General features: G+C 72.9%; 24 protein-coding genes. 5 read left to right on the top strand and 19 right to left on the bottom strand.

Annotated elements, in window-relative coordinates; all coding sequences use genetic code 11:
• Positions 1–50 precede the first annotated feature (50 nt).
• On the top strand, positions 51–701 hold the full coding sequence (locus CP978_RS18400; RefSeq protein ID WP_043442392.1) for a hypothetical protein: 651 nt from the start codon (positions 51–53) through the stop codon (positions 699–701).
• Between the two features lie 137 nt (positions 702–838).
• On the opposite strand, the gene CP978_RS18395 is transcribed toward CP978_RS18400, so the two are convergent.
• Complete coding sequence (locus CP978_RS18395; RefSeq protein ID WP_043442389.1) at positions 839–2,122, bottom strand: adenylosuccinate synthase; 1,284 nt, start codon at positions 2,120–2,122, stop codon at positions 839–841.
• Between the two features lie 196 nt (positions 2,123–2,318).
• Here CP978_RS18395 and CP978_RS18390 point away from each other — a divergent pair, with 196 nt between their 5' ends.
• Positions 2,319–3,188: a diacylglycerol kinase catalytic domain-containing protein gene (locus tag CP978_RS18390; RefSeq protein WP_043442387.1), complete on the top strand. Its 870-nt coding sequence runs from the start codon at positions 2,319–2,321 to the stop codon at positions 3,186–3,188.
• Between the two features lie 81 nt (positions 3,189–3,269).
• Here CP978_RS18390 and CP978_RS18385 read toward each other — a convergent pair whose 3' ends face one another.
• Positions 3,270–3,773, bottom strand: a complete 504-nt coding sequence (locus tag CP978_RS18385; protein WP_043442385.1) for a GbsR/MarR family transcriptional regulator — start codon at positions 3,771–3,773, stop codon at positions 3,270–3,272.
• A gap of 102 nt (positions 3,774–3,875) precedes the next feature.
• Here CP978_RS18385 and CP978_RS18380 point away from each other — a divergent pair, with 102 nt between their 5' ends.
• Both CP978_RS18380 and CP978_RS18375 read left to right on the top strand, forming a co-directional pair.
• Positions 3,876–4,838, top strand: a complete 963-nt coding sequence (locus tag CP978_RS18380; protein WP_052454173.1) for an ABC transporter ATP-binding protein — start codon at positions 3,876–3,878, stop codon at positions 4,836–4,838.
• The gene (locus CP978_RS18375) at positions 4,835–6,445 is read left to right on the top strand and encodes an ABC transporter permease (RefSeq protein ID WP_043442383.1); all 1,611 of its coding nucleotides are present in this window, start codon (positions 4,835–4,837) and stop codon (positions 6,443–6,445) included. Before CP978_RS18380 ends, CP978_RS18375 begins: the two co-directional genes overlap by 4 nt.
• Positions 6,446–6,553: 108 nt before the next feature.
• On the opposite strand, the gene CP978_RS18370 is transcribed toward CP978_RS18375, so the two are convergent.
• The 17 genes from CP978_RS18370 to CP978_RS18290 all read right to left on the bottom strand — a co-directional run bounded on the left by CP978_RS18370 (position 6,554) and on the right by CP978_RS18290 (position 25,568).
• Positions 6,554–7,774, bottom strand: coding sequence for a cytochrome P450 (locus CP978_RS18370; RefSeq protein ID WP_043442381.1), 1,221 nt, complete (start codon positions 7,772–7,774; stop codon positions 6,554–6,556).
• Positions 7,775–7,848: 74 nt separating this feature from the next.
• Positions 7,849–8,523: a response regulator gene (locus tag CP978_RS18365; protein WP_043442379.1), complete on the bottom strand. Its 675-nt coding sequence runs from the start codon at positions 8,521–8,523 to the stop codon at positions 7,849–7,851.
• Complete coding sequence (locus CP978_RS18360) at positions 8,520–9,851, bottom strand: sensor histidine kinase (protein WP_043442377.1); 1,332 nt, start codon at positions 9,849–9,851, stop codon at positions 8,520–8,522. Before CP978_RS18360 ends, CP978_RS18365 begins: the two co-directional genes overlap by 4 nt.
• Positions 9,852–9,917: 66 nt before the next feature.
• Positions 9,918–11,072, bottom strand: a complete 1,155-nt coding sequence (locus CP978_RS18355) for an acyltransferase family protein (RefSeq protein WP_063839066.1) — start codon at positions 11,070–11,072, stop codon at positions 9,918–9,920.
• 574 nt (positions 11,073–11,646) lie between these two features.
• On the bottom strand, positions 11,647–12,702 hold the full coding sequence (locus CP978_RS18350) for an alpha/beta hydrolase (RefSeq protein ID WP_150478244.1): 1,056 nt from the start codon (positions 12,700–12,702) through the stop codon (positions 11,647–11,649).
• 169 nt (positions 12,703–12,871) lie between these two features.
• Positions 12,872–13,810: an alpha/beta hydrolase family protein gene (locus CP978_RS18345; protein WP_043442374.1), complete on the bottom strand. Its 939-nt coding sequence runs from the start codon at positions 13,808–13,810 to the stop codon at positions 12,872–12,874.
• A gap of 153 nt (positions 13,811–13,963) precedes the next feature.
• Complete coding sequence (kynU, locus tag CP978_RS18340; RefSeq protein WP_043442371.1) at positions 13,964–15,166, bottom strand: kynureninase; 1,203 nt, start codon at positions 15,164–15,166, stop codon at positions 13,964–13,966.
• Positions 15,159–16,007, bottom strand: a complete 849-nt coding sequence (locus CP978_RS18335; protein WP_043442368.1) for a tryptophan 2,3-dioxygenase family protein — start codon at positions 16,005–16,007, stop codon at positions 15,159–15,161. The genes kynU and CP978_RS18335 overlap by 8 nt, the downstream gene beginning before the upstream one ends.
• 244 nt (positions 16,008–16,251) lie before the next feature.
• Positions 16,252–16,665 carry a DUF3151 domain-containing protein gene (locus CP978_RS18330; RefSeq protein ID WP_043442365.1) on the bottom strand — a complete coding sequence of 138 codons (414 nt, stop codon included), beginning with the start codon at positions 16,663–16,665 and terminating at the stop codon, positions 16,252–16,254.
• A gap of 142 nt (positions 16,666–16,807) precedes the next feature.
• The gene (locus CP978_RS18325; protein WP_043442362.1) at positions 16,808–18,334 is read right to left on the bottom strand and encodes an MFS transporter; all 1,527 of its coding nucleotides are present in this window, start codon (positions 18,332–18,334) and stop codon (positions 16,808–16,810) included.
• A gap of 171 nt (positions 18,335–18,505) precedes the next feature.
• Positions 18,506–19,537, bottom strand: coding sequence for a class II fructose-bisphosphate aldolase (gene fbaA / locus CP978_RS18320; RefSeq protein WP_043442359.1), 1,032 nt, complete (start codon positions 19,535–19,537; stop codon positions 18,506–18,508).
• A gap of 205 nt (positions 19,538–19,742) precedes the next feature.
• Complete coding sequence (gene pyrE / locus CP978_RS18315) at positions 19,743–20,315, bottom strand: orotate phosphoribosyltransferase (protein WP_052454172.1); 573 nt, start codon at positions 20,313–20,315, stop codon at positions 19,743–19,745.
• 45 nt (positions 20,316–20,360) lie between these two features.
• Positions 20,361–21,149: an aldose epimerase family protein gene (locus CP978_RS18310; protein WP_043442357.1), complete on the bottom strand. Its 789-nt coding sequence runs from the start codon at positions 21,147–21,149 to the stop codon at positions 20,361–20,363.
• A gap of 65 nt (positions 21,150–21,214) precedes the next feature.
• Positions 21,215–22,339 carry an SRPBCC family protein gene (locus CP978_RS18305; protein ID WP_043442354.1) on the bottom strand — a complete coding sequence of 375 codons (1,125 nt, stop codon included), beginning with the start codon at positions 22,337–22,339 and terminating at the stop codon, positions 21,215–21,217.
• A 98-nt stretch (positions 22,340–22,437) separates the two neighbouring features.
• Positions 22,438–24,090 (bottom strand): polyamine aminopropyltransferase, encoded by a 1,653-nt coding sequence (locus CP978_RS18300; protein ID WP_043442351.1) that lies wholly within the window; start codon positions 24,088–24,090, stop codon positions 22,438–22,440.
• 113 nt (positions 24,091–24,203) lie between these two features.
• Complete coding sequence (locus tag CP978_RS18295; RefSeq protein WP_043442349.1) at positions 24,204–24,740, bottom strand: DUF2617 family protein; 537 nt, start codon at positions 24,738–24,740, stop codon at positions 24,204–24,206.
• Positions 24,741–25,196: 456 nt separating this feature from the next.
• Positions 25,197–25,568 carry a hypothetical protein gene (locus tag CP978_RS18290; protein ID WP_043442347.1) on the bottom strand — a complete coding sequence of 124 codons (372 nt, stop codon included), beginning with the start codon at positions 25,566–25,568 and terminating at the stop codon, positions 25,197–25,199.
• Positions 25,569–25,696: 128 nt separating this feature from the next.
• On the opposite strand from CP978_RS18290, the gene CP978_RS18285 reads away from it, so the two are divergent.
• On the top strand, positions 25,697–26,887 hold the full coding sequence (locus CP978_RS18285; protein WP_043442345.1) for a pyridoxal phosphate-dependent aminotransferase: 1,191 nt from the start codon (positions 25,697–25,699) through the stop codon (positions 26,885–26,887).
• Positions 26,888–26,936: the final 49 nt, after the last annotated feature.

The raw sequence follows: 26,936 nt of genomic DNA, 5'->3' as shown, positions 1-26,936 counted from the left end.
CGCGCCCATTACGCTGCCTGCACCACACCGATGAAACGAGGAGCTTACTGTTGGCCTGTGACCTGTGGCTGGTCCCGCTCGTCGACGTGTTGTGCCACACACCGGACAATCCGTTCGCGGAGGAACTCGCCCTCTACGACAAGGCGCTGGGCGAGGCGGGGCTGCCGCCGGTGCCGGTGTACCAGTACATGCCGGGGCTGACCGGTGAGGTGGCGCCGGTCGCGGGCTTCGACTACGAGGCGCTGCACTTTCTGCGCCGCGCCTATCTGCTTCAGGTGCGCGGTCTGGCCGTGAACCCGGTCGACGCGCTGGGCGGTGACTACGAACAGCTCCTGGAGATGTTCGAGTCGACGGCCCAGCAGTCGCATCTGGTGTGGCACTACGACCACGCGGGCGCCTATGTCCCGGTGGACTTCCCGCAGCCCCTGTGGAACGACGAACTCCTCGCGGGCGGCGGGCCGCTGGGCTCCTCCCAGACGCTGCTGCGGGAGCTGGAGCTGGTGGCCCCGGCGATCGGCATCGACCCGGCGAATCCGCCGGCCGCCCCCCAGCCCCCGCTCGCCCCCACGGAGCTGGAGGAACCGGCGTCGCCCGCGCCCTACGACCCGAGCCCCTTCGCCCGTGAGCGGCATGTGTGGCTCGGCCTGCACACGGCGGCGACCCGGAGTCTCGCCCAGGGATCGATGATCGTCTTCAGTTGAGGCCCGGAACGCATCGAGCGGCGGCCCGCTCCGCCGCGCCGCATCGCGGACGGCGCCGGGACGACGGCCGGTGGCCGGGGACCGGGGGACGAGGTCCGTCCCTGGTCACCGGCCACCGGTCGGCGTCCGAGGACGGGTCAGAGGAACGAGTTGATCTCGATCGTCTCGTCACGGCCCGGGCCCACGCCGATCGCCGAGATCGGGGCGCCGGACATGTCCTCCAGGGCCTTGACATAGCCCTGGGCGTTCTTGGGGAGGTCGGCGAAGGTCTTGGCCTTCGTGATGTCCTCCTGCCAGCCGGGGAGGTACTCGTAGACGGGCTTCGCGTGGTGGAAGTCGGTCTGGGAGTAGGGGAGTTCCTCGACGCGCTCACCGTCGATCTCATAGGCGACACAGACCGGGATCTGCTCCCAGCCGGTCAGGACGTCGAGCTTGGTGAGGAAGAAGTCGGTCAGGCCGTTCACCCGGGTGGCATAACGGGCGATCACCGCGTCGAACCAGCCGCAGCGGCGGTCACGCCCGGTCGTCACGCCCCGCTCGCCGCCGATCCGGCGCAGCGCCTCGCCGTCCTCGTCGAACAGCTCGGTCGGGAAGGGGCCCGAGCCGACGCGGGTGGTGTATGCCTTCAGGATGCCGATGACGCGGCTGATCTTCGTCGGGCCGACGCCGGCGCCCGTGCAGGCGCCGCCCGCGGTCGGGTTGGAGGAGGTGACGAAGGGATAGGTGCCGTGGTCGATGTCCAGCAGCGTGCCCTGGCCGCCCTCGAAGAGGACCACCTTGTCGTCGTCCAGCGCCTGGTTGAGGATCAGGACGGTGTCGGCGACATACGGCTTGATCTTCTCGGCGTAGTCCAGCAGCTCCTCGACCACCTGGTCCACGGCGATGGCACGCCGGTTGAACAGCTTGGTGAGGACCTGGTTCTTGACGTCGAGGGCCGCCTCCACCTTCTGGGTGAGGATCGACTCGTCGTACAGGTCCTGGACCCGGATGCCGACGCGGTTGATCTTGTCCGCGTAGGTCGGTCCGATGCCCCGGCCGGTGGTGCCGATCTTGCGCTTTCCGAGGAAGCGTTCCGTCACCTTGTCGACGGTGACGTTGTACGGCGTGATGATATGCGCGTTTCCGCTGATCAACAGCTTGGAGGTGTCGACGCCGCGCTCGTTCAGACCGCTCAGCTCGGAGAGCAGGACCGATGGGTCGACGACGACTCCGTTGCCGATCACGGGCGTACATCCGGGAGACAGGATTCCGGAAGGCAGCAGGTGGAGCGCATACTTCTGGTCGCCGACGACAACCGTGTGGCCGGCGTTGTTGCCGCCCTGGTAGCGCACCACATAGTCCACCGAGCCACCGAGCAGATCGGTGGCCTTCCCCTTGCCCTCGTCACCCCACTGAGCACCGAGCAGCACAAGTGCGGGCACGCGCGTACACCCCTTCCGGGCGGGGCATGTCCAGGGTCGGGGGGCGTACGCGGAGGGTTCACCGCCGCGTGCACTGCGACCGTCGTCGGCCGCAACCCTCAAACCACATGCCCCGGAATAGACGAAGCCCCTGGCGCAATAGCGCAAAGGGGCTCTTGCACAAAGATGCTACCCGAGGAAGCGAGGCAGGACCGAGGTGGCGACTTCCGATCAGCTACTGGTGGTCATCGACCCGGTCGCCCGTCACTGCGACGGTGAGTCGGTACGGATCGCGAAAGACGTGCTCAGCGCGGGCGCGACGGCCAAGGTGTGCCTCCCGGAGGGCCCGGAGGAATTCGCCCGGGCGCTGGAACGCCGCGGGGCGCGACGACCGGTGGTGGTGGGCGACGACCATGCCCTGCTCCGCACGGTGAGCCTGCTGCACCGGCGGCGCGAACTGGCGGCGACCGGCCTGTCGCTGGTGCCGGTCGGGGGCGGACTGTCGCTGGCGCGGTCCCTGGGGGTGCCCACCGGGGCGGTGGCGGCGGCCCGGGCCGTGCTGGACGGGGTGGAGCGGCGGATGGACCTGCTGGTGGACGACAGCGACGGAGTGGTGCTCGGGACCTTGCGGATACCGTCCGTGCCGCTCGTCCCGCTCCAGCGCGACGGCGCGGCGGACGGCCGGGAGGCCTCACCGGTGGGGCCGTGGCTGCGCGTGCGGCAGTCGCTGGCACGGACGCTGGCGGCACGCCCGGCCCGGCCGGCGCACCGCCCGGGGCCCGGGTCCTCCCGGCTGCGGGTGGAGGTCGACGGCATCACCCTGGTGGACCTGGACCGGCCGGTGGAGGGGGTGTGTGTGACACCGGGGGATCCGGGGGTGGCCGAGGTCGAGGTGCGGCCGGTCTCCGTGGGGGCCGAGGCGGCACCGCTCAGCGCCTCGGGGCGACGGGTGACGGTGTCCGGCGCCCATTTCCGGTACCAGGCGGACTCCGTGGTGAGCGGCCCGGTACGGACCCGCACCTGGGTGGTGTGCGAGGGCGCCTGGGGGCTGACCCTGCCCGTGGCCGGCGGGGCCGCGGGGCCCTGACGGCCACCGGGGCGCGCCGTCGGGATGCCTGCCGGCGTGTCTGCCGATGTGTCAGCCGTTGAGTCTGCCGACGCGGGCCCCTCAGTCCGTTCCGAAGATCTCGTCCCGGTGTGCGCGCCAGCGCTCCATCACGGCCGCGATCTCGGTCTCGATGAACTCGAAGAAGGCGAGGGTCTCCGCGAGCCGCCCGCCCGCCGGGGTGTCGGCACCCAGGGTGGTGACACCGGTGCGCAAGGCGTCCTCCCAGCGCTTGATGACCGCCTCCCGGCTGGTGAGCGCCTCGTACCACTGCTCGCTGTGCACCCGGTACCGCTCCCGGCGCGAACCGGGCTCCCGCTCCCGGGAGACCAGATGGACCTGCGCCAGATAGCGCACCGCCCCGGACACCGCGGCGGGACTGATCTTCAGCTGCTCACCCAGCTCGGCGGAGGTGAGGGTGCCGGTGTCGGAGGCGAGCAACGCGCCGAAGACACGGGCCGGCATGCGTGGCACGCCCGCCTCGACGAGCTGCGCGGCGAAGTGCTCGACAAAGCGCGAGACCGCCTCCGGGTCCCGCCCCTGCTCCACCGGCTTCAGCTCCGTCATCCCTGGATCGTCTCCCCTCGTCGGACGCACTTCCGAGTCTACCCGCGGTTTATACGCTTCCTTAACTTCACAAGTTTCTGAAAGAAGCGTACCTTCCGAAGCATGACGAAGGCCATCACCGTCTCCGGACTGCACAAGTCGTTCGGGCGGACGCACGCGCTGGACGGTCTCGACCTCGAGGTCGAGACCGGCGAGGTCCATGGTTTCCTGGGCCCGAACGGCGCCGGGAAATCCACCACCATCCGGGTCCTGCTGGGTCTGCTGCGCGCCGACTCCGGCGCCGCCCAGGTACTCGGCCGCGACCCCTGGGCGGACGCGGTGGATCTGCACCGCCGGGTCGCCTATGTCCCCGGGGACGTCACCCTGTGGCGCAACCTCTCCGGAGGCGAGGTCATCGACCTCTACGGGAGGCTGCGCGGAGGTCTCGACCAGCGGCGCCGGGCGAGCCTGATCGAGCGGTTCGAACTGGACCCGAGCAAAAAGGGACGGACCTATTCCAAGGGCAACCGCCAGAAGGTCGCCCTGGTCGCTGCCTTCGCCTCGGACGTGGACCTGCTGATCCTGGACGAGCCGACCTCGGGCCTCGACCCCCTGATGGAGGAGGTCTTCCGGCGGTGCGTCGAGGAGGAGCGCGAGCGCGGCCGGACGGTCCTGCTGTCCTCGCACATCCTCAGCGAGGTCGAGGAACTCTGCGACCGGGTGAGCATCATCCGCAAGGGCCGCACGGTCGAGAGCGGTTCGCTGGCGGACCTGCGCCATCTGACCCGTACCAGTGTCAGCGCCGAACTGGTCGGCCCGCCCGACGGACTGGCCGCGCTGCCCGGGGTCCATAACCTCGACGTCCAGGGGCACCGGATCAGGCTCCAGGTCGACACCGACAAGCTGGACGCGGTACTGCGGTCGCTGAGCGAGTCGGGGGTGCGTTCGCTCAGGTCGACGCCCCCGACGCTGGAGGAGCTGTTCCTGCGGCACTACCAGGACGGGCCCTCCTCCGGCACCGGGGGCGGGGAGACGGTGGGGGCGGCCGTCCGCACCGGCGGGACCGACAGCCTGGGGGACCGATGACCGCCGTGGCGTCCGCCTTCGCCGTACGGGACGGGGGATCCCGTCAACTCGCCGGTACGGGAACACTGCTGCGCTTCGCGCTGCGCCGGGACCGGGTGATGATCCCGCTCTGGATCGCGGTCGACGCCCTGATGGTGCTGTCGATGCCGAACACCCTCGAGGGCCTGTACGGCACCGCGGCCGAACGCACCGCCCTGGTCGCCCAGATGTCCGCCAACTCCTCACTGCGGGCGATGGTCGGACCGCTCCTCGGTGACTCCATCGGGGCGCTCACCGCCTGGCGCGCCGGCCTCTACGCCGCATTGCTGGCCGCGGTGATGAGCCTGCTCGTCGTCGTCCGGCACACCCGCGACGAGGAGGAGAGCGGACGGCAGGAACTGATCTCGTCGGCGATGGTGGGGCGGCGCGCCCCGCTGACGGCGGCACTGCTCGCGGCGGCGGCCACGAACGCCCTGCTGGCCCTGGTGATCACGGTCGGTCTCGCCGGGCAGGGCGTCGCGGGGGCGCTGGCCCTGGGCCTGGGGATCGGCGGTGTGGGCATGGTGTTCGCCACCATGGCGGCGATCGTCGCCCAGCTGACCGAGAGCGCACGGCTGGCCCGGGGGCTGACCGGCGCGGTGCTGGGTGCCGCCTTCGTGCTGCGCGCGGCGGGCGACGCGGGCACGAACGACGGCTCGTCGGTGCCGACCTGGCTGTCACCGCTCGGCTGGCTGGAGAACACCCGCCCCTACGCCGGCGAACGCTGGTGGGTGCTGCTGCTGTTCGCGGCGGCGGCGCTGCTCCAGGGCGCGGTGGCGTACGCCCTCGCCGGACGCCGTGACCTCGGCATGAGCTTCCTGCCGACACGGCCCGGCCCCGCCACCGGCCGCCTGGGCTCGGCAGCCGCCCTGGCCTGGCGGCTTCAGCGCGGGGGCGTGCTCGGCTGGAGCGTGGGGTTCTTCGTCGCCGGGGCCGTCTACGGCGGCATGGTCGACGGCGCGACGGACCTCGTCGCCGACAACGACAAGGCCCGTGAGATCTTCACCCGGATGGGCGGCCAGTCCGGACTGACAGACGCCTTCCTCGCCGCGACGGTGGGGATGATGGGCCTGGTCGCGGCCCTGTACATCGTCTCCTCGGTACTGCGGCTGCACGGCGAGGAGTCCTCGGGCCGGGCGGAACCGGTGCTGGCGAACGCGGTGGGGCGGCTGCGCTGGGCCGCCGGTCATCTGGTGATCGCCTTCGGCGGCTCCGCGCTGATCATGGTGCTGGCGGGCCTGGGCTTCGCCGCGGGCCACGGCCGGGAGACCGGCCCGATCCTGGGCGCCTGCCTGGCGCAGCTCCCGGCGGTATGGGTGATCGGCGGACTGGCGGTCCTGCTGTACGGCGTGCTGCCGCGGGGCGCGGTGGTGGCGTGGGGCGTGGCCGGGGCGGCGCTGCTGATCGGCTGGGTCGGCCCCGCGCTGGACGTCCCTCAGATCGTGCTGGACCTGTCCCCGTACGGTCATCTGCCGAAGCTGCCGGGTCCGCACATGGCGTGGACACCCGTGCTGACGCTGACCGGAATCGCCGCGCTGCTGGTGGCCGGGGGACTGCTGGGGCTGCGCAGGCGGGACATGACGGCCTGACGGCGGCCGGGCCGACAGGCCGGGGCAGGCGAACGCCTCGGACGTCCGAGGCGTTCGCCTGTTCCTCATGTTCCTCGGAAAGGCCCGGCCCCATGTGCGGACCGGTGGTCAGCCGATCTCCACGCTCAGCCCCTCAAGCCCCCGGATCACAAAGTTCGGCTTCCGCCTCGGCTCCGCCGCCAGACGCAGCGTCGGGGCCTGCTCCAGCAGCGACGTCATGGACGCCGCCAGCTCGATCCGGGCGAGCGGTGCGCCGATGCAGTAGTGGATGCCCGCGCTGAAGGAGATGTGCGGGTTGTCCCTGCGGGTCAGATCCAGTTTCTCCGGGGCGTCGAACACCGCCGGATCATGGTTGGCCGAGCCGAACAGCATCGCGATCTCCGCGCCCCGGGGGATCGTGACGCCGTCGATCTCGATGTCCTCCAGCACCCAGCGTTCGAAGAGCTGGAGCGGGGTGTCGTAGCGCATCAGCTCCTCGATCGCGGACGGGACGAGGGAGTGGTCCGCGCGCAGCGCCGCCAGCTGCTCCGGGTGGCGGAACAGCACCGACCAGCCGTTGACCGTCGCGTTCACGGTCGCCTCGTGGCCCGCGTTCAGCAGCAGCACACAGGTCGAGATCATCTCCTGCTCGGTGAGCCGGTCCCCCTCGTCATGTGCCGCGATCAGACCCGAGATCAGGTCCTCCCCCGGGTTCCTGCGACGCTCGGCGATCAGTTCCCGCAGATAGGCGGAGAACTCCACCGACGCCCGCACCGCCCGGCGCGCCGTCTCCTCCGGCGGGTTCAGCTCGTACATCCCGCAGATGTCCGCCGACCAGGGGCGCAGCGGCGCACGGTCCGCCTCCGGGATGCCCAGCATCTCGGCGATCACCGCGACGGGCAGCGGCTCGGCGACGTCCGCCAGCAGATCGCCGCCGCCCGCCTCCACCAGTCGGGACACCAGTTCGCCGGCCAGCCGCTGCACATAGGGCTTGAGCCGCTCCACCGTGCGCGGGGTGAACGCCTTGGACACCAGCCGCCGGATCCGGGTGTGGTCCGGGGGCTCCAGGTCGAGCATGCCGTGGTCGTTGAGCGTGTGGAACGGCTCGTGCTCGGGCGGCGGCGCCGTCCTGCCGAAGTCCTCGTGGGTGAAGCGGTGCTGGTACGTCCGGCCCAGGCGCCGGTCGCGCAGCAGCGCCGACACATCCGCGTGATGCGGGACCAGCCACTGATCGGTGGGCTCGTAGCGGTGCACCCGCCCCCGGGCGCGCAGCTCGGCGTAGGCGGGGTACGGGTCGGCGAGGAACGCCGGGTCCCAGGGGTCGAACGCGAGGTCGGAACGGAGGGCCATGTGCGGACGCTAACCCGGCCTCCCCCTCCCTGACCAGAGGTGTCTCCCGCACACCGGCCCCGCCGCGCGCGGGGTCAGCCCGGCGTCACCAGCCTCGCCTCGTACGCGAACACCGCCGCCTGGGTGCGGTCCCGCAGCCCCAGCTTCACCAGGATCCGGCTCACATGGGTCTTGATCGTCGACTCGGCCACCACCAGGCGCTCGGCGATCTCCACGTTCGACAGACCGTGCGCGATGAGGACCAGCACCTCCGTCTCCCGCTCGGTCAGGTCCCCGTACGCCGCCTGTGCGGCGCGGCCCGGGCGCGGCCCGTCGGAGAGCTTGGAGAACTCGGTGATCAGCCGCCGGGTCACCGAGGGGGCCAGCAGTGCCTCGCCGGCCGCCACCACCCGGACGCCCTCGGCCAGTTGCCGTGCGGAGGCGTCCTTGAGCAGAAAGCCGGAGGCCCCCGCCCGCAGCGCCTGGTACACATACTCGTCGAGGTCGAACGTCGTCAGCACCAGCACCTTCGCCGAGCCGTCCGCGGCGACGATCTCCCGGGTCGCCTCGATGCCGTTCAGCTCCGGCATGCGGATGTCCATCAGCACGACGTCCGGGGCGAGTTCACGGACCTGCGCGATCGCGTCCCGGCCGTCGACGGCCTCCCCGACGACCTCGATGTCGGGCTGGGCACCCAGCAGCACCGAGAAGCCCTCCCTGACCATCATCTGGTCGTCGGCGATCAGTACCCGGACGGTGCCGCCGCTCATACGGCGTCCTCCGCCCTGGCCACGGGCAGGAACACCGCCACCTCGTACCCTCCGTCGTCCGTCTCTCCCGCCGTCATCTCGCCGTTGAGCATCGAGACCCGCTCCCGCATGCCGGTGATCCCGTGCCCCGCGCCGTGCGTGGACTTCTCCAGCAGCACCCGCGGCGCCGGGCCGTTGACGATGCGCAGCCCCAGCCCGCCGAGCACATAGCCGATCTCCACCCGGGCCGAGGCTCCCGGGGCGTGCCGCAGGGTGTTGCTCAGCGCCTCCTGCACGATGCGGTACGCCGACAGCTCGACGCCCTGCGGAAGTTCCCGCACCGCGCCGGTGACCGCCTTCTCCACGGTCAGGCCCGCGCCCCGCACATTGGTCAGCAGACCGTCCAGATCGGCGAGGGTCGGCTGCGGGGCGTCCGGGGCCTCGTAGTCCTCCGCCCGTACGACACCGAGGACCCGGCGGAGCTCGGTCAGGGCCGCCACCGCGTTCTCCCGGATCGTGGCGAAGGCCTTCTCCAGCTCCGGCGGCGGGTTCTCCACGCGGTAGGGCGCGGCCTCCGCCTGGATGGCGACCACCGACATGTGATGGGCCACCACGTCGTGCAGTTCCCGGGCGATCGTGGTGCGCTCCTCCAGCAGGGTGCGGCGGGAGCGCTCGTGCGCGGTCTCGCTCTGCTGGGCGGTCACCTTCTGCTCGGCGTTGAGGCGGATGTGCCAGACGGTGACCGACAGCAGCGCGATGGCGGAGACGACCAGCACGGGCTGGGTGTTGGTGTTGAAGCGGTTCCCGCCGAAGAACCCATCGGTGAAAAAGCCGTAGACCGCGGTGAGGACCCACATCCACGCCGCCGTGCGCGGCCGGGTGCGTATCGCCACGACCGTCACCACCACCAGGTGGGAGACGAGGCTCCCGGGCGGCCACGGCCCGACCGACCAGCCCGGGGCCAGGGCCGCCGCGAACGTGGTCGCCACCAGGGACGCCCAGAAGGCGCCGACCGGGCGGGACAGCGTCAGCAGCACCGGGCCCAGGGCCAGCAGGCCGGACAGGGTGGCCGTCCCGCCGCCGTCCCGCGTCAGGGCGACGAACATCGCCACCAGACCGGCCGCCACCACCAGGGCGTGCCGCCTCCAGGCCATGTACCTCCGCACCCGGCCGCCCGGCGGGCTCTCTCCACCGGCGGGGAGCAGCGGGCGGTAGGCGAAGGCGTCGTGGAACAGGTCCTGCCGCAGCCCGCCCAGCAGGTCCGCGGCCGCCCGGTACTCGGCGCTGCGCGGCTTGTACGGGGCGAAGGCACCGTCCGGAGTCGTCTGCGTCTGGGTCGTCTCGGTCACATCAGAAAGGTAGGCCGGAAAGAGGGCGCGGTCGTCACCGGTGAGAGGGGTTCCTCAGGATCCTTCTCAGGTACTACGGGTGCTCCCGTACGGCTGCTCCCAGGTACGGAAGGCGGACAGACACAGGGCGAGGCCGAGGGCCAACACCGGGAGCCAGACAAGGCGGGCCGCCACCCAGACCGGGCCGTCCGGGACGGTGTGCAGCCCCGGCAGACGGCCCGCCAGGAGCCCGGTCGCCGTGGTCGCCATCAGGGCCGTCTGATGCCAGAGGAAGATCGTCATCGCGGAGAGGTTCACCAGGGCCACCGCCGCCCAGAGCAGGCGCCGGCGCATCAGGCGGCGCAGCGGTTCGCGCAGCAAAAGCGCCAGTCCGCACTGGGCCACACCGAAGGTGACGGCGGCGAGGGTCGGCGGGTCGAGGTTCGAGACCGGGGCGCCCGGGACGCCGACCATCGACGCCGGATATCCGGCCCAGGCCACCAGGGCCGCCGTCGCCGCCGCGCCGCCCACCAGCAGCACCCGGCCAGCGCGACGGCCCTCCAGCTCGCCCCGCGTCCAGGCCGCACCCAGGGTGTACGGCACCAGCCAGCCCGCGGGCAGGTTCAGCCAGCCGAGCCAGGAGGGGCCGCCGAGTCCGAAGCGGACGAGGTCCACATGGAGGACGACGGCCAGCGGCCACAGGGGGTTGAGGCGGGCCAGCAGCGGTGTCGCCGCCGTCAGGACCGCGAGGACCAGCAGGAACCACAGCGGCGACAGGGCCAGCTTCACCAGGGTGTGCACCGTGCCGGTGTCCGCGCCGGACAGGAGCAGACAGCACGCCGCCACCGTCCACAGGGCCACCATGGCCACGACGGGCCTGAACAGCCGGGCCAGACGGGTGCCCAGCCACCGCCCGTAGGTGACGCCCCGCGCACGTGCCGACGCATACCCCTTGGTGGCCACATGCCCGCCCACCAGGAAGAACACGGCAAGCGTCTGAAAGGCCCAGGAGATCGGGGCGAGCCAGGGCATGAAGTGCAGCGGGCTCGCGGTGCGCAGCGCCCCGCCGTCCGCGACCAGGGCGGTCACCAGCCAGTGGCCCAGGACCACACCGAGGATCGCGACGGCCCGCAGCGCGTCGACGGCACGGTCCCGCCCGGCGGGGGTGGCCGCGTCCGTCCGGTGTGCGGCGGTGCGTATCGCGTCCAGGGCACGCAGAGGACGCGGGACACGTGCGGCCACCTTCCCGGCGCCTGGGGCGTCAGGGGCACGCGGGGGGCACGGCACGGGTACGTCTGCCTCCCCGGTGCCTGTGACATCCGGAGACCGCAGGGGCCGCGGCACCTGCACCGCCGCCTCCCCGGAACCCGCAGCCTCCGCAGAACGCGGGAGACACGGCACAGGTACGGCCGCCTCCCCCATGCCCGTGCCCCCCGAAGACCGCAGGGGCGGCGGCACCCGTACGGCCGCCTTCCCAGGATCCGCAGCGTCCGAAGTACGCAGAGGACGCGGCACCCGTACCGCCGCCTCCCCAGGATCCGCAGCCTCCGCAGAGCACGGGAGACGCGGCACAGGTACGGCCGCCTCCCCGGTGCCTGTGGCATTCGCAGAACGCGGGAGTCGCGGAGCGGGTACGGCCGCCTCCCCGGTGCTTGCGGCGTCCGGGGCGCGCGGCGCTCGTACCGCCGCCTCCCCGAAGCCCGTGGCTTCCGCAGAGCGCGGGAGGCGGGGAACGGGTACCGCCGTCTCCCCGGGGTCCGTGGCGTCCGGAGTGCGGGCGTGTATCGCGTGGGGGACGTCCTCCCCCGGGTTCCGGTCAGGCACGGGTCACCTCCGAGGTCTCGCCGAGGACGATGTGCGCGAGGTTGGCCAGGGATGCCGAGCCCGGTCTGAAGTAGTCGCTGTGGCCGCCGTCGCCCGCGGCGAAGACCCGGGCGCCGTAGGCCGGGGAGACCGGGTCGGTGCCGAAACCGAGGGTCGTGCCGAACAGGCCGGCGCGCAGATGGGGCACGTCCGCGATCCAGTCGTCGGCACCACGGGCCGCCCAGACGCGCGCCCGGGTGTGCAGGGCGGCGACGGAGTCCGCGCCGGTGCCGGGGCTGCCGATCAGGGCGATGTCCCTGGCCTCGGCGGTGCCGGCCGCGCGGGCGCACACCACCGAGCCGTAGGAGTGGCAGACCAGGGAGATGCCGGGCGACGGGCCCAGAGCGCCACGCAGCTCGCTCAGGAACCGCTCCAGCAGCGGGGCGGCCCGCTCGGCCCGGGTGGTGGTGAGCGCGGCGGTGCTGAGTGTGCGGGGTGTGTCGTACCCGAGCCAGGCGATGACCGCGGTGCGCGGGCCCGTCGCGCGGTACAGGGCGAGTGCGCCCGCACGGAGACGGCCGTAGCTGTCCAGCGTGGTGTCGGCGCCCGGGACCAGGACCGCGATGTGGTCCGCCGTGGTCAGCTCGCCCAGGACCTCGGTCACCCGGCCCGTGCCCCGGCCGTCGAAGGCCAGCAGCCGACGGGTCGGGGAGGCCATGGCGCGGTCCGTCGCGGCGCGGCCGTGGTCGCCGTGGGCCGCCGCCCGGCGGGACGCCTCGGCCGCGTCGGCGCGGTTCGCCTCGTAGATCCCGGTGAGCGCGGCCCTCGAGAGCGGGGCGAGCACGGCCGGCGGCGGGGCCGGGATCCCGGGGCGCCCGGCGGCCGAGAGAGGCACCACCACGGCACCCGTGACCAGCGCGGCGAGCAGGGCCCGGCGCAGTCGGCCGAGACGCGGCCGGCCGGGTCGTCGTCTCCCGCGGCCCCACGCCCCGCCTCCGGTGGGCGGCCCCTGAGGCGCCCGCCCGTCCGCGCCCGCGCCCGCGGTCGGAGTCCTCCCCGGGAACGCCATGGCGTCCTCCCCTTCCTCGGCCCGCTCATCGGGCCGTCACGGAAGGGAAGTTACGGAGCGTGACGCGTCGTCGGCGTCATGCCAGGGGACTCACCTGAGAGGTAGCTCTCAGGGATGACAGGGATGACAGGGGTTCCTCAGGGTCGCCCGGGAAGGATCCGGCCGGCGGCTACCACGCCAGCTGCGCGATCTCCTCCGCCACCACCGCGCAGGCGTCCGCCGCCGGGTCGATCAGGGGGAAATGGCCCGCCCCCTCCAGGAGGGTGAGCCCGACGACCTCGCCCGCAGTCGCCGCCGCCCCGGCGTACGCCTCGGCGACCGCCCGCGGCACCACGATGTCCGTACGCCCCTGGACGAGGGTGGTGGCGATGCCGGTGGGCAGCAGCAGAGCCGGGTCGGCGTACGGCCGGCGCTCCTCGAACAGGGCCTCGCCGCCCAGGAGCTGGACCGCCGCGCCCCCGCACACCGCCAGCTCCCCGGCGACCTGGAGGTCCGCGATCGGGGCGAGCGCCACCACTCCGCGCAGCGGGGCAGGGCGGTCCGTGCGCCAGGGGGAGTCCGCCGGGAGGACATGGCGGGCGGCGGCCCACAGCGCGAGATGGCCGCCCGCCGAGTGCCCGGTGATCACCGTGCGGCGGGGATCGGCGTCCGGCAGCGCCTCGCGGACCAGCGCCGGCAGCGCGTCGAGGGCCGCCGCGACATCGTCGAACGTCTCGGGCCAGCGACCCGCCACCGGTCCGCTCCCGCCAGTGTCCGGGCCCCCTGCACCGTCCGTCCGGTCCGTACCGGATGCGCCCCTGCGGTACTCGACATTGGCCACGGCGAAGCCCCGGCGGGCCAGGAAGTCCGCGAACGGGGTGATGTGCCGACGGTCGTACGGCGCACGCCACGCCCCGCCGTGCAGAACGACGACGAGCGGTGCGGGGCCCCCGGTCCCGGGTGCCTCGGCCGGTCCGGGTCCCCGGGGGGCATAGAAGTCGATCACCTGGTCGGGGTGGTCCCCGTAGGGGGCGGTGGCACCGGGTTCCACCGGGGGGTGGGAGAAGGCGAACGCCTCTTCCGCGGCGTCACGTGCCTCGGCGGCCTCCCGGCTCACCTCGTCCGGCATGCTCCCACCTCTCAGCGGCGAAACGGCATACGTACACCTGGCCGAAAGCCGACCAGTCGTCGGCGGGGACGGTATCAGGCGGGTGACATGAGCCCGGGGGTCCACGTGCTGCGACGGCGGCCGGGCACGGCCGCCGTCGCACCCCACGTGCCGTCAGGACAGCGTGTCCGCCAGGATCCGGGCCGCCCGCTCCGCGTCCGCGAAGCCCACATACAGCGGTGTGAACCCGAAGCGCAGCACATCCGGCGGGCGGTAGTCGCCGACCACTCCGCTCGCGATCAGCCGCTTCATCACCTCGCCCGCGTCGGGGCAGCGCAGCGCCACCTGGCTGCCCCGCTCCGCGTGCGCGGCGGGCGTCAACGACTCGACCGCGCCCTCGGGGGCGTAGGCCGCCACGCACTCCAGGAAGAAGTCCGTGAGCGCGAGGGACTTGGCGCGGACCGCGTCGACCGAGACGCCGTCCCACACCTCGAGCGCCGCCTCCAGGGCGAGCATGGACAGGATGTCCGGGGTGCCGACACGACCGCGGGGCGCGCCCGCCGCCGGTTCGTAGTCCGCCCGCATGCCGAAGGGTTCCGCGTGCGAGTTCCAGCCCGGCAGCGGGGAGTCGAAGCGGTCCTGCAGTTCCCGCCGCACATACAGATACGCCGGGGAGCCGGGGCCCCCGTTCAGATATTTGTAGGTGCAGCCGACCGCCAGGTCGACCCCGTGTTCGTCCAGGCCCACCGGAAGCGCGCCCGCGCTGTGGCAGAGGTCCCAGACCGCCACCGCGCCCGCCGCGTGCACCGCGGCCGTCAGCCCGGGCAGATCGTGCAGCCGGCCCGTGCGGTAGTCGACATGGTTCAGCAGCACCGCGGCCGTGCGGTCACCCAGCGCGTCCGGCACCTCGGCCGGGGCGACCGGCCGCAGGGTGCAGCCGGTCATCCGCGCCGCCGACCCGGCGATGTATCCGTCCGTGGGGAACGTGGTCGCGTCGACCACGATCTCGTCCCGGCCGCCTTCGGCCCCCGCGGTCCCCCTGGCCAGACGTACGGCCGCCACCAGCGCCTTGAAGACATTGACGCTGGTCGAGTCGCCCACCACGATCTGCCCGGGCGCGGCCCCGACCAGCGGGGCGATCCGGTCACCGATCCGCTCCGGCGCCGTCCACCAGCCGCTCTCGTCCCAGGACCTGATCCGCAGTGAGCCCCACTGTCTGCGGACCACGTCCTCCATCCGGCCCGGCACGGCGGCCGGCAGCGCACCCAGCGAGTTGCCGTCCAGATAGACGGCCTCGTCGAGCACGAACCTCGCGCGTACGGCGGCCAGCGGGTCGGCCGCGTCCCGTTCCCTTGCCCTCAGCTCCAGGTCAGACATGCGATCGCGCCGTCCACAGCTCGGGGAAGACGTTCTTCTGGGCGCGCTTCTCCAACCAGGCCACCCCGGCGGAACCACCCGTTCCGGCCTTGGCGCCCATCGCGCGCCGGGTGGCGAGCAGATGGTCGTTGCGCCAGCGCCACACCAGCTCGGCCACATCGGTCAGCGCCTCGCCCAGCCGGAGGAGTTCATCCGTCTGGTCCCCGGCGTAGAGGGCGGTCCACACCGCCTCGACCTCGTCCGAGGGTTCATAGCGCCGGGAGACGTCACGCCGCAGCACCGCGTCCGGGACCGGGTGCCCGCGTCGGCCGAGCAGCCGCAGCACCTCGTCGTAGAGGCAGGGCTCGTGCAGCGCCTTCTCCAACTCGGCGTGGACGCGCGGCGCGCCCCGGTGCGGCACCAGCATGGACGCGGACTTCTCGCCGAGCAGGAACTCCATACGGCGGTACATCGCCGACTGGAAGCCGGAGCCCTCCCCGAGGGCCGAGCGATAGGAGTTGAACTGCGCCGGGGTCAGCTGGGCGAGCGGCTGCCAGGAGGCGTTCAGCGCCTCCAGTTCCCGTACGGACCTCTTCAACGCGTCGATCGCCACCGGTACCCGGTCCTCGCGCAGGGCCCGCGCCGCGGTCTCCCACTCATGGACGACGACCGTGAACCACAGCTCCATCACCTGGGTCGTGACCAGGAAGACCATCTCTCCGGGATCCTCGGAGAGGGTGTGCTGGAGGTGGGTGAGCACATCCGCCCGGACATAGTCCTCGTACGGCGTGGTGCCCTGGAAGTCGAGATGCGGAGTCTCGGGCTCCTGAGTCTCTCGGGACTGATGAGCCGGTTGGGACATCGCTGTCTCCTGATGGTGTTTCCGGGTAGCGGTCCGCCCCTGCCGATGCCGGCACGGGGGCCCCGGTCCCCACCGGCATCCTGCGCAATCACCTTCTGCCCCGCAAGGCCCGCCCCGTCACAGGCGGGCCTCTTCACGCGTCAGGGCTGCCGGACCAGAGCCGTCGAGGCCCGCACGGCAGGGTCCGTGGCCGTCGGACCGTCCCTCGGTTCATCCGGCCGTCGGCCGTCGGACCGTCACCCCGTCAGCCCAGCGTCTGGGCGGCCGTCGGCGAGGAATCCTTCAGGAACTGGGTGCAGCGCTCGTACTCCTCCTGCTCCCCGATCCCCTGCGCGGCCCGGGCGAGGCCGTGCAGGGCCCGCAGAAAGCCGCGGTTGGGCTCGTGCTCCCAGGGCACCGGCCCGTGGCCCTTCCAGCCGCTGCGGCGCAGGGCGTCCAGGCCACGGTGGTAGCCGGTGCGCGCATAGGCGTACGACTCGACGACCGCGCCCCGCTGGAACGCGTCGTCGGCCAGCTGAGCCCAGGCGAGCGAGGAGGCGGGGTACCGCGCGGCGACATCGGCGGGCGCCGTGCCGTCGGCGAGCAGCTCACGCGGCTCCGGGTCGTCGGGGAGGTGGGTCGGGGGCGGGCCCCCGAGCAGGTTCTCGTGAAGGGTCATGAGTTCAGTGTGCGGCATGGCCCTTGATCGGTAACGGTGGCCTACGGCCTCCGGAGCGCACCGTTCCGCGGGCGCCCCGCCGCCACCGGCCGGTGCCGCTCGCCCGGGGTCATCGGGCCCGGCCCGTGCCACTCAGCCGGGGTCATCGGGTCCCGCCGGGGCCGGAGGTCCGGGGCCCCCGCCGGGGCTCCAGGGGCGGCGCCGTGACCCAGCCGTGGGTGCGGCACTCGGGACCGCGGCCGTCCTCCGGAGGGCGGCGCACGGTCGCGAGGGCCAGCACCGCCCCGGCCACCAGGACGGCCGCGCACAGCGGCATCGCCCGGCGGAAGGCGGCGTCGAACGCATCCGGCACCTGAGGCGCCTCGGGGCCCATCCCGGTGAGCAGCGGCAGCGCGGCCACCGCGACCAGGCCGGCCGCGCGGGCCGCCGCGTTGTTGATGCCGCTGGCCAGGCCCGCCCTGGCGGTGTCCACCGAGGCGAGCAGGGTGGCGGTCAGCGGTGCCACCAGGGTGACCATTCCCGCGCCCATGACCAGCAGCGCGGGCAGCACGTCGCCGGCGTACGAGGCATGTTTCCCGACGCGCAGCATCAGCAGCATGCCCGTCGCGCACAGCAGGGGCCCCACGGTGAGCGGAATGCGCGGGCCGATCCGCTTGGCGAGGGAACCCGAGCGGGCCGAGAAGAGCAGCATCAGCACGGTGGTGGGCAGCAGAGCCGCACCGGCCCGCAGCGGGGAGTAGCCCGCCACCACCTGGAGCTGGAGCGCGGTGAGGAAGAAGAAGCCGCCGAAGGCCGCGTAGACACAGAGGGTCACCAGATTGACCGCCGTGAAGGTGCGGGAGGCGAAGATGTCCAGCGGCATCATCGGGGCGGCGCGGCGCCTCTCGACCTGGACGAAGGCGACGCCCGCCGCCACGCCCGCGGCCGCGGTGACGGCGGCCACGGTCCGGGAGCCGTTCGGTGCCTCGGTCAGCGCGTAGGTGACCAGGGCGAGGGCCAGGGCGCCCAGCGCGGCGCCGAGGACGTCGAAGCGTCCGCGGCCCCGCCCGGCTTCGGCCGGAGCACTCTCCCCGCCGGACTCCGGTACATGTCTGACGGCGACGGGCGCGCACAGCAGAGCCAGCGGGACATTGAGCAGGAAGACCCAGCGCCAGCCGGGCCCGTCCACCAGCCAGCCGCCGAGGAACGGGCCGGCGGCGGCGCCGATGCCGCCGAAGCCGGACCACAGACCGACCGCCCGCGCACGGTCGTCCGGATGGAAGGACGCCTGGATGAGCGCGAGCGAGCCGGGGGTCAGCAGGGCGCCGCCGACGCCCTGGAGGGCACGCGCGGCGACCAGGAACGTCGCGTCCGGGGACAGTCCGCAGAGCAGGGAGGCACCGGCGAACCAGACCACTCCGACGACGAAGACCTTGCGCCGGCCGAAGCGGTCGCCGAGGGCACCGCCGAGGAGGATCAGCCCGGCGAGCGTGACCAGATAGGCGTTGACGGTCCACTGGAGGGCGGCGAGATCCGCGTCGAGGTCCTTGCCGATGCGGGGCAGGGCGACATTGACGACGGTGGAGTCCAGCAGGGTCATGCTGGAGCCGAGCACCGTGGTCAGAAGGATCCACTTCCCGGTGGCGGAGGAGATCCTGACGGCGGGGGTTCGGCGCACGGGGACGGCCATGGCCCGATCATCCCGCGCGCCCCGCCGCCCGGGAAGCCGGCCTCGACGTCGGGCGTACGACGCGCCCCGCCAGGGCGCACGAGGAGCCCCCGGGCAGGGCGCACGACGGGCCCGGCGCCATGGTGGTGGCGCCGGGCCCGTCGGAGGGAGAGAAGAAGAACCGGGATCCGGTTACTTGATCTTCGTACCGCTCGACCGGAGGTTGCCGCAGGCCTCGATGACACGCTTGGCCATCGACGTCTCCGCGAGCTTGCCCCAGGTGCGCGGGTCATAGGTCTTCTTGGAGCCGACCTCGCCGTCGACCTTCAGCACGCCGTCGTAGTTCCTGAACATGTGGTCGGCGACCGGACGCGTGAAGGCGTACTGGGTGTCGGTGTCGATGTTCATCTTGACCACGCCGTTCTCCAGCGCCGTCAGGATCTCCTGCTCGGTCGAGCCGGAACCGCCGTGGAAGACGAAGTCGAACGGCTGGCTGCCGGCCGGCCGGCCGAACTTGGCGGCGACGCCCTCGTTCAGGTCCTTCAGCAGCTCGGGGCGCAGGACGACATTGCCCGGCTTGTAGACGCCGTGCACATTGCCGAAGGACGCGGCCAGCAGATAGCGGCCCTTGTCGCCCAGGCCCAGCGCCTCGGCGGTGCGGATCGCGTCCTCGGGCGTGGTGTAGAGGGAGTCGTTGATCTCGTGGGAGACGCCGTCCTCCTCGCCACCGGTCGGGGTGATCTCCACCTCGAGGATGATCCGGGCGGCGCGGGTGCGCTCCAGCAGCTCCTGGGCGATCTTCAGGTTGTCGGCGAGGGTCTCCGCGGAGCCGTCCCACATATGGGACTGGAAGAGCGGGTTCTCACCGCGGGACACCCGCTCCTCGGAGATGGAGAGCAGCGGACGCACATACCCGTCGAGCTTGTCCTTGGGGCAGTGGTCCGTGTGCAGCGCGATGTTGACCGGGTACTTCTCGGCGACGATGTGGGCGAACTCCGCCAGGGCCACGGCACCGGTGACCATGTCCTTGTCGTACTGGCCGCCCAGGAACTCGGCGCCACCCGTCGAGATCTGGACGATGCCGTCGCTCTCGGCCTCCGCGAAGCCGCGCAGCGCGGCGTGCAGGGTCTGGGTCGATGTCACGTTGATGGCCGGGTAGGCGAACTTGCCTGCCTTCGCCCGGTCGAGCATCTCGTTGTAGACCTCGGGGGTTGCGATGGGCATCTGTCCGCTCCTTGTATGTGCGGGTTGCGTACGGCTCTGCTTACGGCCCTGACCTAGGGTGCGACATCATCGTCGTCCCCATCTTTCCAGACTTGGCCCGATGCTCAGGCCTGAGCGCACGGGCCTGTGGACAACTCCCCCGTCGGGTACGAACCCGTCACCCCCGTGACGGACCCCGGCACCCGCGTGACGCCGTGGACCGCCGTCAGTCCAGGCCCAGTTCGTCCTTCGCGTAGCCGAAGCGATAGGGCACCCCGGCGCCCTCCTGGATCTTCTCGGCCGCGCCCGTGTCCCGGTCGACGATCGTGGCCACCGCGACCACCTCGGCCCCGGCCTCGCGCACCGCCTCCACCGCCGTGAGCGGGGAGCCTCCGGTGGTGGAGGTGTCCTCGACGACCAGGACCCTGCGGCCCTTGATCTCCGGGCCCTCCACGCGCCGCTGCAGACCGTGCGCCTTGGCGGCCTTGCGGACCACGAACGCGTCCAGCTTCTTGCCGCGCGCGGCGGCCGCGTGCAGCATGGCGGCCGCGACCGGGTCCGCCCCCATGGTGAGCCCGCCGACCGCGTCGAAGTCCAGGTCGGCGGTGAGGTCCAGCAGCACCTGGCCGACCAGCGGGGCGGCCTCTCCGTCGAGGGTGATCCGGCGCAGGTCGATGTAGTAGTCGGCCTCCAGACCCGAGGAGAGGGTCACCGTGCCGTGCACCACGGCCTTGTCCTTGATCTGCTGGAGCAGGGCGTCGCGGGCACCGGACGGCGTTGCTGCGTAGACGTCACTCATACGAGTCAGCTTACGGGCGCCCCGGGACCCGGGACCCCCCGCGTCTCACCGGCCGCGCCAGCTCCAGGTCATCGTGGCCTCCAGCGGCTCGATGGGGGTGACCAGGCGCGGAAGGGTGTTGAGACCGTCCGGCGGACCGGTCTGCGGCTCCACGCACACCGCCTCCCGCTGCTCGTCGTAGACGACGACCCACTCCTCCCGGCTGGTGACCCTCAGTTCCAGCTGCTCGGGCCAGGTGAGGGTGACGTCGACGCCGCCGGGCATGCCGAAGCAGTCGTCCCAGGGGCCGGGCTTCGGGTCGATGCGGTTCCCGGTGGGCAGATGGTCGTCGCCGCGCTCCTCCTGCCAGGCGGGGCTGAAGTCGACGCGCACCTCCTCGCCGCCGAGGGTGCGGTTGAACCAGGGGTGCCAGCCGATCTGGGCCGGGAACGAGGAGTCGTACGTCTCCACCGACATGGTGAGCGTCAGGGAGTCCCCGGTGAGCGCGGCGAGCTGGGTGACCCGGCCGGCCCAGGGCCAGGGGGCGCCCAGGTCACAGGTGAGGACGGCCTCGTCGCCACCGGCGCGGGCCACCCGCCAGGCGCCGTCCCGTACGGTGCCGTGAATGGCGTGCGGAGGGGCGTTGAGAGGCATCCGGTGGACCGCACCGCCGTCCCGGAACATGCCGTCCCGGAGCCGCCCGCACCAGGGGACCATGGGGAAGCACCCGAACCGCTCGCCCTGCCGCAGCAGTTCCGCACCGCCGACGCGCAGACTGCGCACCCGCCCGCCGTTCGCCGGTGCCAGCACGACTTCCGCGTCTCCCGCGGCCAACGTGATCTCGTCGTTACTCACGAGGCCGACCCTACTTGGCCGTTGAAGGGAACGTACGCGGGCATCGGCGCGCGGGGCCCGCCCGGTCAGCGACGGCGGCGCAGCAGCCGGCCCGCCACGATCGCGGACGCGAGGACCAGGGCCGCCGCCGGGGCCGCCCAGCGCAGAGTCGCGGTGGCCGTCACCGTCTCCGGGGCGGGGACGGGGGCGTAGCGGCCGCGCGGGGGTGCGTGGTCGACCTCCTCGGCGCTCCGGCCGATCATCGTGCGCCGGGCGTGTGCCGCCTCGGCCTGAGGGTCCCCGCCGTCGAACGCCGAGGGGACCGGGGCGGGCCTCCCGCGACCGTCGAAGCCGTCGGGGGTGAGGCCGCCGGTGTGGTCGCCGTCATGGTCGCTCCCGTACTCCTCCTCGCCCTCGTCGCCCTCATCGCCCTCATCGCCCTCATCGCCCTCATCGCCCTCATCGGCGAACGGGTCGAGGGACGACGGAGGGATCTCGGTGTCGAAGACGGACGGTGCGGCCGGAGGTTCCTCGGAGGCATCGTGGGGTTCCCCGAAGTCCCCGCCGGACGCCTCCCGCGACGCGTCCCCCGACTCCGCGGCGGGCGTCTCCGCCGCCCGCTCACCGTCGGCACCAGGCGGCACCGCGCCCTCCGGCTGCCCGCCGGGCGCCCCCGCCGACGGGGTGTCAGCGGACTCGCCCCCGGCCTCCGCCGACGCCGCAGCGGCACGCGGAGCCGTCTCCTCCACGCCCGTCGGTGCCGTCGTGTCCCCGGCTCCCGGATCCGTCAGCGCCTCGGCGCCCAGGTCCTCCGCGAAGCGTCCCAGCAGTCGTGCCCCCGCCGAGGCCACCGCGTCCCCGGGCAGTTCCGCGATCCGGCCGTCGGCGACGGCCGTGCCCGTGAAGGCGAGCGTGACGCCGCCCTCGGCCGGGAGCAGGCGCACAAGGAGGGAGAGCTTCGCGGTGCCGGTGCCGCGGGCCTCCGTGCCCTCGGCCTCCATCGCATAGGAGCCGTCGGCCCGGCCCGTCACCCGCAGTGAACCCCGGTAGGTGATCGTGTGGCCGGCGATGCGCATCCGCAGACGGCCGGTGACGCGCTCCGCCCCCGCCTCCTGGTGGAGTCCCTGGATCGCGCGGGCCACCCGGGCGGGATCGGCGAGCGCCTCCCTGAGCCGCTCGGCAGAAACCGGAACGAACACCTCATGCTCCATACCTGCCGAGCCTACCCACGAGCGCCCCGGCGCGTCCCCCTCCTCGGCGTCATTCGCACGGCCGAGCGCGACCAGCGCTCCCCGGTGCGCGCTCCTGCTCAGTCCGGGTACCGCGGGTGCACCAGTGTCGACGGCTTCAGACCCCGCACCCGGGTGCGCGCCGCCGCCCGCGCGTCCGCCCGCAGCGACTGCGGGGTCAGGGTGCGCGGACGCGGTCCGTGCGGGTCCAGGGTCAGGGCGGGACGGTCACGGGCGGCGAGCACGAACCCCCAGTCCCGCGCAGCCCCGGACGTTTCCGCCGAGCCGCCGGGGCGCCGCGCGGAACCGGGGGCCCGCCCGGCGACGCGATAGGGGACCGGGTCCAGGCCCGCCGCGCGCAGCGTCGCCTCAACCGTCCAGAGGACGCGGGGGCGCGAGGTCACCGGGCCCGTGTGCACCACCAGTCGGCCTCCGGGGGCCAGCGTGCGACGGGCCAGCCCGTAGAACTCCTGCGAGTACAGCTTCGTACTCGCGGTGAGGGTCGGGTCGGGAAGGTCCGCGATCACCACGTCGTACGCCTGGTGCGTCTGTCTGAGCCGGCGGAACACATCGTCGGTGCGCACCTGGACGCGCGGATCGGCGAAGGCACGGCCGTTCAGCGCGGACAGGGCCGGATCGCGGCGCGCCAGCCGGACCAGGGCGGCATCGGGGTCGACCACCTCGACCCGCTCCACCCCGGGCAGCCGCAGCACCTCGCGGGTGGCCAGGCCGTCGCCGCCGCCGAGGACCAGCACCCGCGCATGCGGGCCGCCACTCATCGCGGGGCGCACCAGCGCCTCCCGGAAACGGCTCCCGTCCCGGCCGGCCGGCCGCGGCCGCCCGTCGAGAAAGAGGGCGACGGGATGCCCGGGGCCCCCGCCGGTCAGCACCACCTCCTGGACCCCGGTGCGCAGCGCGACCCGTACCTGTCCGCCGTAGACCGCCTGGCGGGCCGCCCGCTCGAAGTCGTCGACCAGGACGGCCGCCGCGGCGAGCACGCCCAGCACCGCGAGGTTGGCGATCAGAAGCAGCCGCCGGCCGCGGCGGGACAGATCCCGCCGGAACAGTCCGAGCACCAGCGCGCCGCCCGCGACCGAGTTGACCGCGCCGGTGAGCAGGGCGCCGGTGAGCTGGCCGAGCTGGGGCAGCAGCAGAAAAGGGAAGGCGAGCCCGCCGACCAGCGCGCCCACATAGTCCGCCGCGAACAGATCGGCGACCGCGCCGCCCGCGTCCTGGCGGCGGATGCGCTGGATCAGCTCCATCAACAGCGGCACCTCGGCGCCGATGAGCAGGCCGATCGCCAGCGAGAAGCCCACCAGCAGACAGCGCGGGCCCCCGGACCGGACACCGCCCCAGTCGCCGGTCCAGGCGAAGACCGCGTACAGCGCCATCGCACTGCAGCCGCCGACCAGGGCGAGCGCCGCCTCCACCGCGCCGAAGCCGGCCGCGGCCCGGCAGCGCAACCGCTTCGCGGCGAGCGAGCCGATGCCCATCGCGAAGACCATCACGGACAGCACGACCGAGGCCTGGGTGACGGAGTCGCCGATCAGATACGAGGCCAGGGCGACCAGTTCGAGCTCGTACACCAGGCCGCAGGCCGCGCAGACGAACACCCCGGCGAGGACGAGGAACCGTCCGGTCGTGGGGCGCACGGGCAGCCGCGCCTGACTCCGGCCGGCCTCGCCCCGGGTGCGGGGCGGGCCGGTCGGTGCGGGCGCGTGCGGTTCGATCACGATAGGAACGCTACGTCACGACTGCATTGCAGTTTGTCACCCACAGGTGTGGAACTACGGGCGCGAGGGTGCCTTCGGGACGCCTGGCCGCCGCCGGAATCGTCGGCTCCGCCTCATACACCGGACGGGCTCAACTGTGCGGACGGCATCCTGACGCCGACCCGGGTGCGGGTCGCCACCAACTGGCCGTCCTGCGGATAGGCGTGCCAGGTGCGCCAGTGGACCTGGCCCTCGTGGCGCCGGGCCAGCATCGCGGTGAAGGCGTGCGGGCTGCCGGGGAAGACGCCGGCCAGCCCGTGGGGATGGTCGGAGACCAGGGCCAGCAACTCCTGGGCGCGGCCCGCGAAGGAACGGGGGGACAGCACCTCGACATGGGCGGCGAACTCGTACTCCCAGTCCCCCACCCGCTCGGCGACGCCCACCGGCAGGGGGGCGCTGGAGCCCGCGATGCACGCCACCGTCTCCGAACATCTGCCCTGCTCCTCCTCCAGCAGTACCTGGTGGGACGCGCCGAGGAGTCTCAACTGGAGCTGAGCACCGGCCAGTTCCAGATCGAGCGTGGCAAGCGCGGGCAGCGGCTCGCGCCCCAGGGTCCAGGCGAGGTCGGCCGCACGCGTGTCGGTGTACGAGGTGTTCAGGGTCGTGAGCATGGATCGGCTCCGCTAGCACGCAAAAAGAGGAGAGGTTCCGGCACGCCCCGGCCGGCGCCGGGGGTTCGCCCGGCTCAGCCGGTCGGGCGCGCCGTCCGGGTCGGCCCGGCCGGGCAAAGCGCCTTCAGGACGGGCGTCCGGGACCGCGCTGACGGTTGAGAGAGAACCATGAACCGAGCCGTGTTCACAGCGTTTTTACCCAAGTTCATAGGGTTTCCATCCCATTGGGGACCCGGCAGCGCATCTGTTCAACTACTTGATGCGGCGGGAGCGTTGATGTGCAGGTCGGGCGCACCTCCGACGCGAAGCCGTCAGCGCTCGTCCCGTTCGAGGCGCTGCCGACGCGCGCCCTCGCGCCCCCCGGTCGGGTGAGATCCCGCAGGCCCGCCGGTTGCCTCCGGCGGGCCTGCGACGTACTCCGGGCGCTTCTCCCCCGTGGAGCCCGGCTGCCCCGGATCAGTTGCCTCCGCCGCAGCCGCCGCCCCCGCCGCACGACGATCCGCCCCCGCCGCAGGAATGCCCGCCGCCGCAGGAGTGGTGGCCGCCGGAGTGCCCGCCGCCCGAGTGCCCGCCGCCCGACGGGCCGTCCGACGACGAACCGCCGTCTCCCCCGTCGGCCCACCAGCTGCTGCCCCCGGCGTCACCGGCGGCTCCGCCCCCGCCGGACCGGTCCCCGGCGCCGGTGGACCGACCGCCGGTGCGGATGGACCGGCCACCGCGCCCACCCCGAGCCGCGCCCCTGTTCCCACGCCGAGCGTTGTACGGCCTGACGATCGACGCCGCGACAACCAGCACCACCAGCACCACCAGGACGATGACGACGACCATGGCGCCGCCCTCCTTCCGCCTCCCCCGAGGCGACCCCCCGTGGGTCCGCCCGCGTTCCGTGCACCGGGGATGCCCCCACGCCGTTCCCGGCAAAGCAGAGTTGAGGAAGTCCAGAGCTTGGGCGCAGGATGGCGGCCATGACCTTCAGCGCGCGCCCCCTCCTCAACCGCCGGCTCGCCGAGTTCGGGACGACGATCTTCGCCGAGATGTCGGCCCTCGCCGTCAGCACCGGGTCTCTCAATCTCGGGCAGGGTTTCCCCGACGCCGACGGCCCCGAGGAGATCCGCGAGGCCGCGGTACGGGCTCTGCGCGACGGGCGGGGCAACCAGTACCCGCCGGGTCCCGGCGTCCCCGAGCTGCGCACCGCGATCGCCGCGCACCAGCAGCGGCGGTACGGCCTGTCCCACGACCCCGACACCGAGGTGCTGGTCACGGCGGGCGCCACCGAGGCGATCGCGGCGGCACTGCTGGCACTCGTGGAGCCCGGCGACGAGGTGATCGCCCTGGAGCCGTACTACGACTCCTACGCCGCCTGCATCGCCATGGCGGGCGGCCGTCGGGTACCGGTGACGCTGCGGCCGCACGAGGGTGCCTTCCGGCTCGACCTCGACGAGCTGCGCGACGCCGTCACCGAGCGCACCCGGCTGCTGCTGATCAACACCCCGCACAACCCGACCGGCACCGTGCTCACCCGCGAGGAACTGCGGGCGATCGCCGAACTGGCCGTGGAGCGGGACCTGCTCGTCGTCACGGACGAGGTCTACGAACACCTGGTCTTCGACGACGCCGAGCATGTGCCGCTCGCGACCTTCCCGGGCATGCGCGAGCGGACGGTCACCATCGGCTCGGCCGGCAAGACCTTCTCGTTCACCGGCTGGAAGGTCGGCTGGGTGACGGCGGCGCCGGAGCTGCTCACGGCGGTGCGCTCGGCCAAGCAGTTCCTGACCTATGTGGCGTCCGGGCCCTTCCAGTACGCCGTCGCCGAGGCGCTCCGCCTGCCGGACTCGTACTTCGAGGACTTCCGCGCGGACATGCGGGCCAAGCGGGATCTGCTGGCGACCGGGCTCACGGAGGCGGGCTTCGAGGTGTTCCGCCCGGCGGGCACCTACTTCGTCACCACCGACATCCGCCCCCTCGGCGAGAGCGACGGCTTCGCCTTCTGCCGCGCCCTGCCGGAGCGCGCGGGCGTCGTCGCCATCCCGAACGCGGTCTTCTACGACCACCGCGAGGCCGGCGCCCCCTTCGTCCGCTTCGCCTTCTGCAAGCGCACCGAGATCCTCGAAGAGGCCACCCACCGCCTGAAATCCCTGACGAACTGACCCGCCCCAGCCCGGTCCGCCACCATGCACGCTCGGTCACCCGTCGTGA

The sequence above is a fragment of the Streptomyces nodosus genome (assembly GCF_008704995.1).
GTDB classification, from domain to species: domain Bacteria; phylum Actinomycetota; class Actinomycetes; order Streptomycetales; family Streptomycetaceae; genus Streptomyces; species Streptomyces nodosus.
The sequence above is the reverse complement of the archived record's forward strand: the minus strand, read 5'-3'. Positions and strand labels throughout refer to the sequence as shown.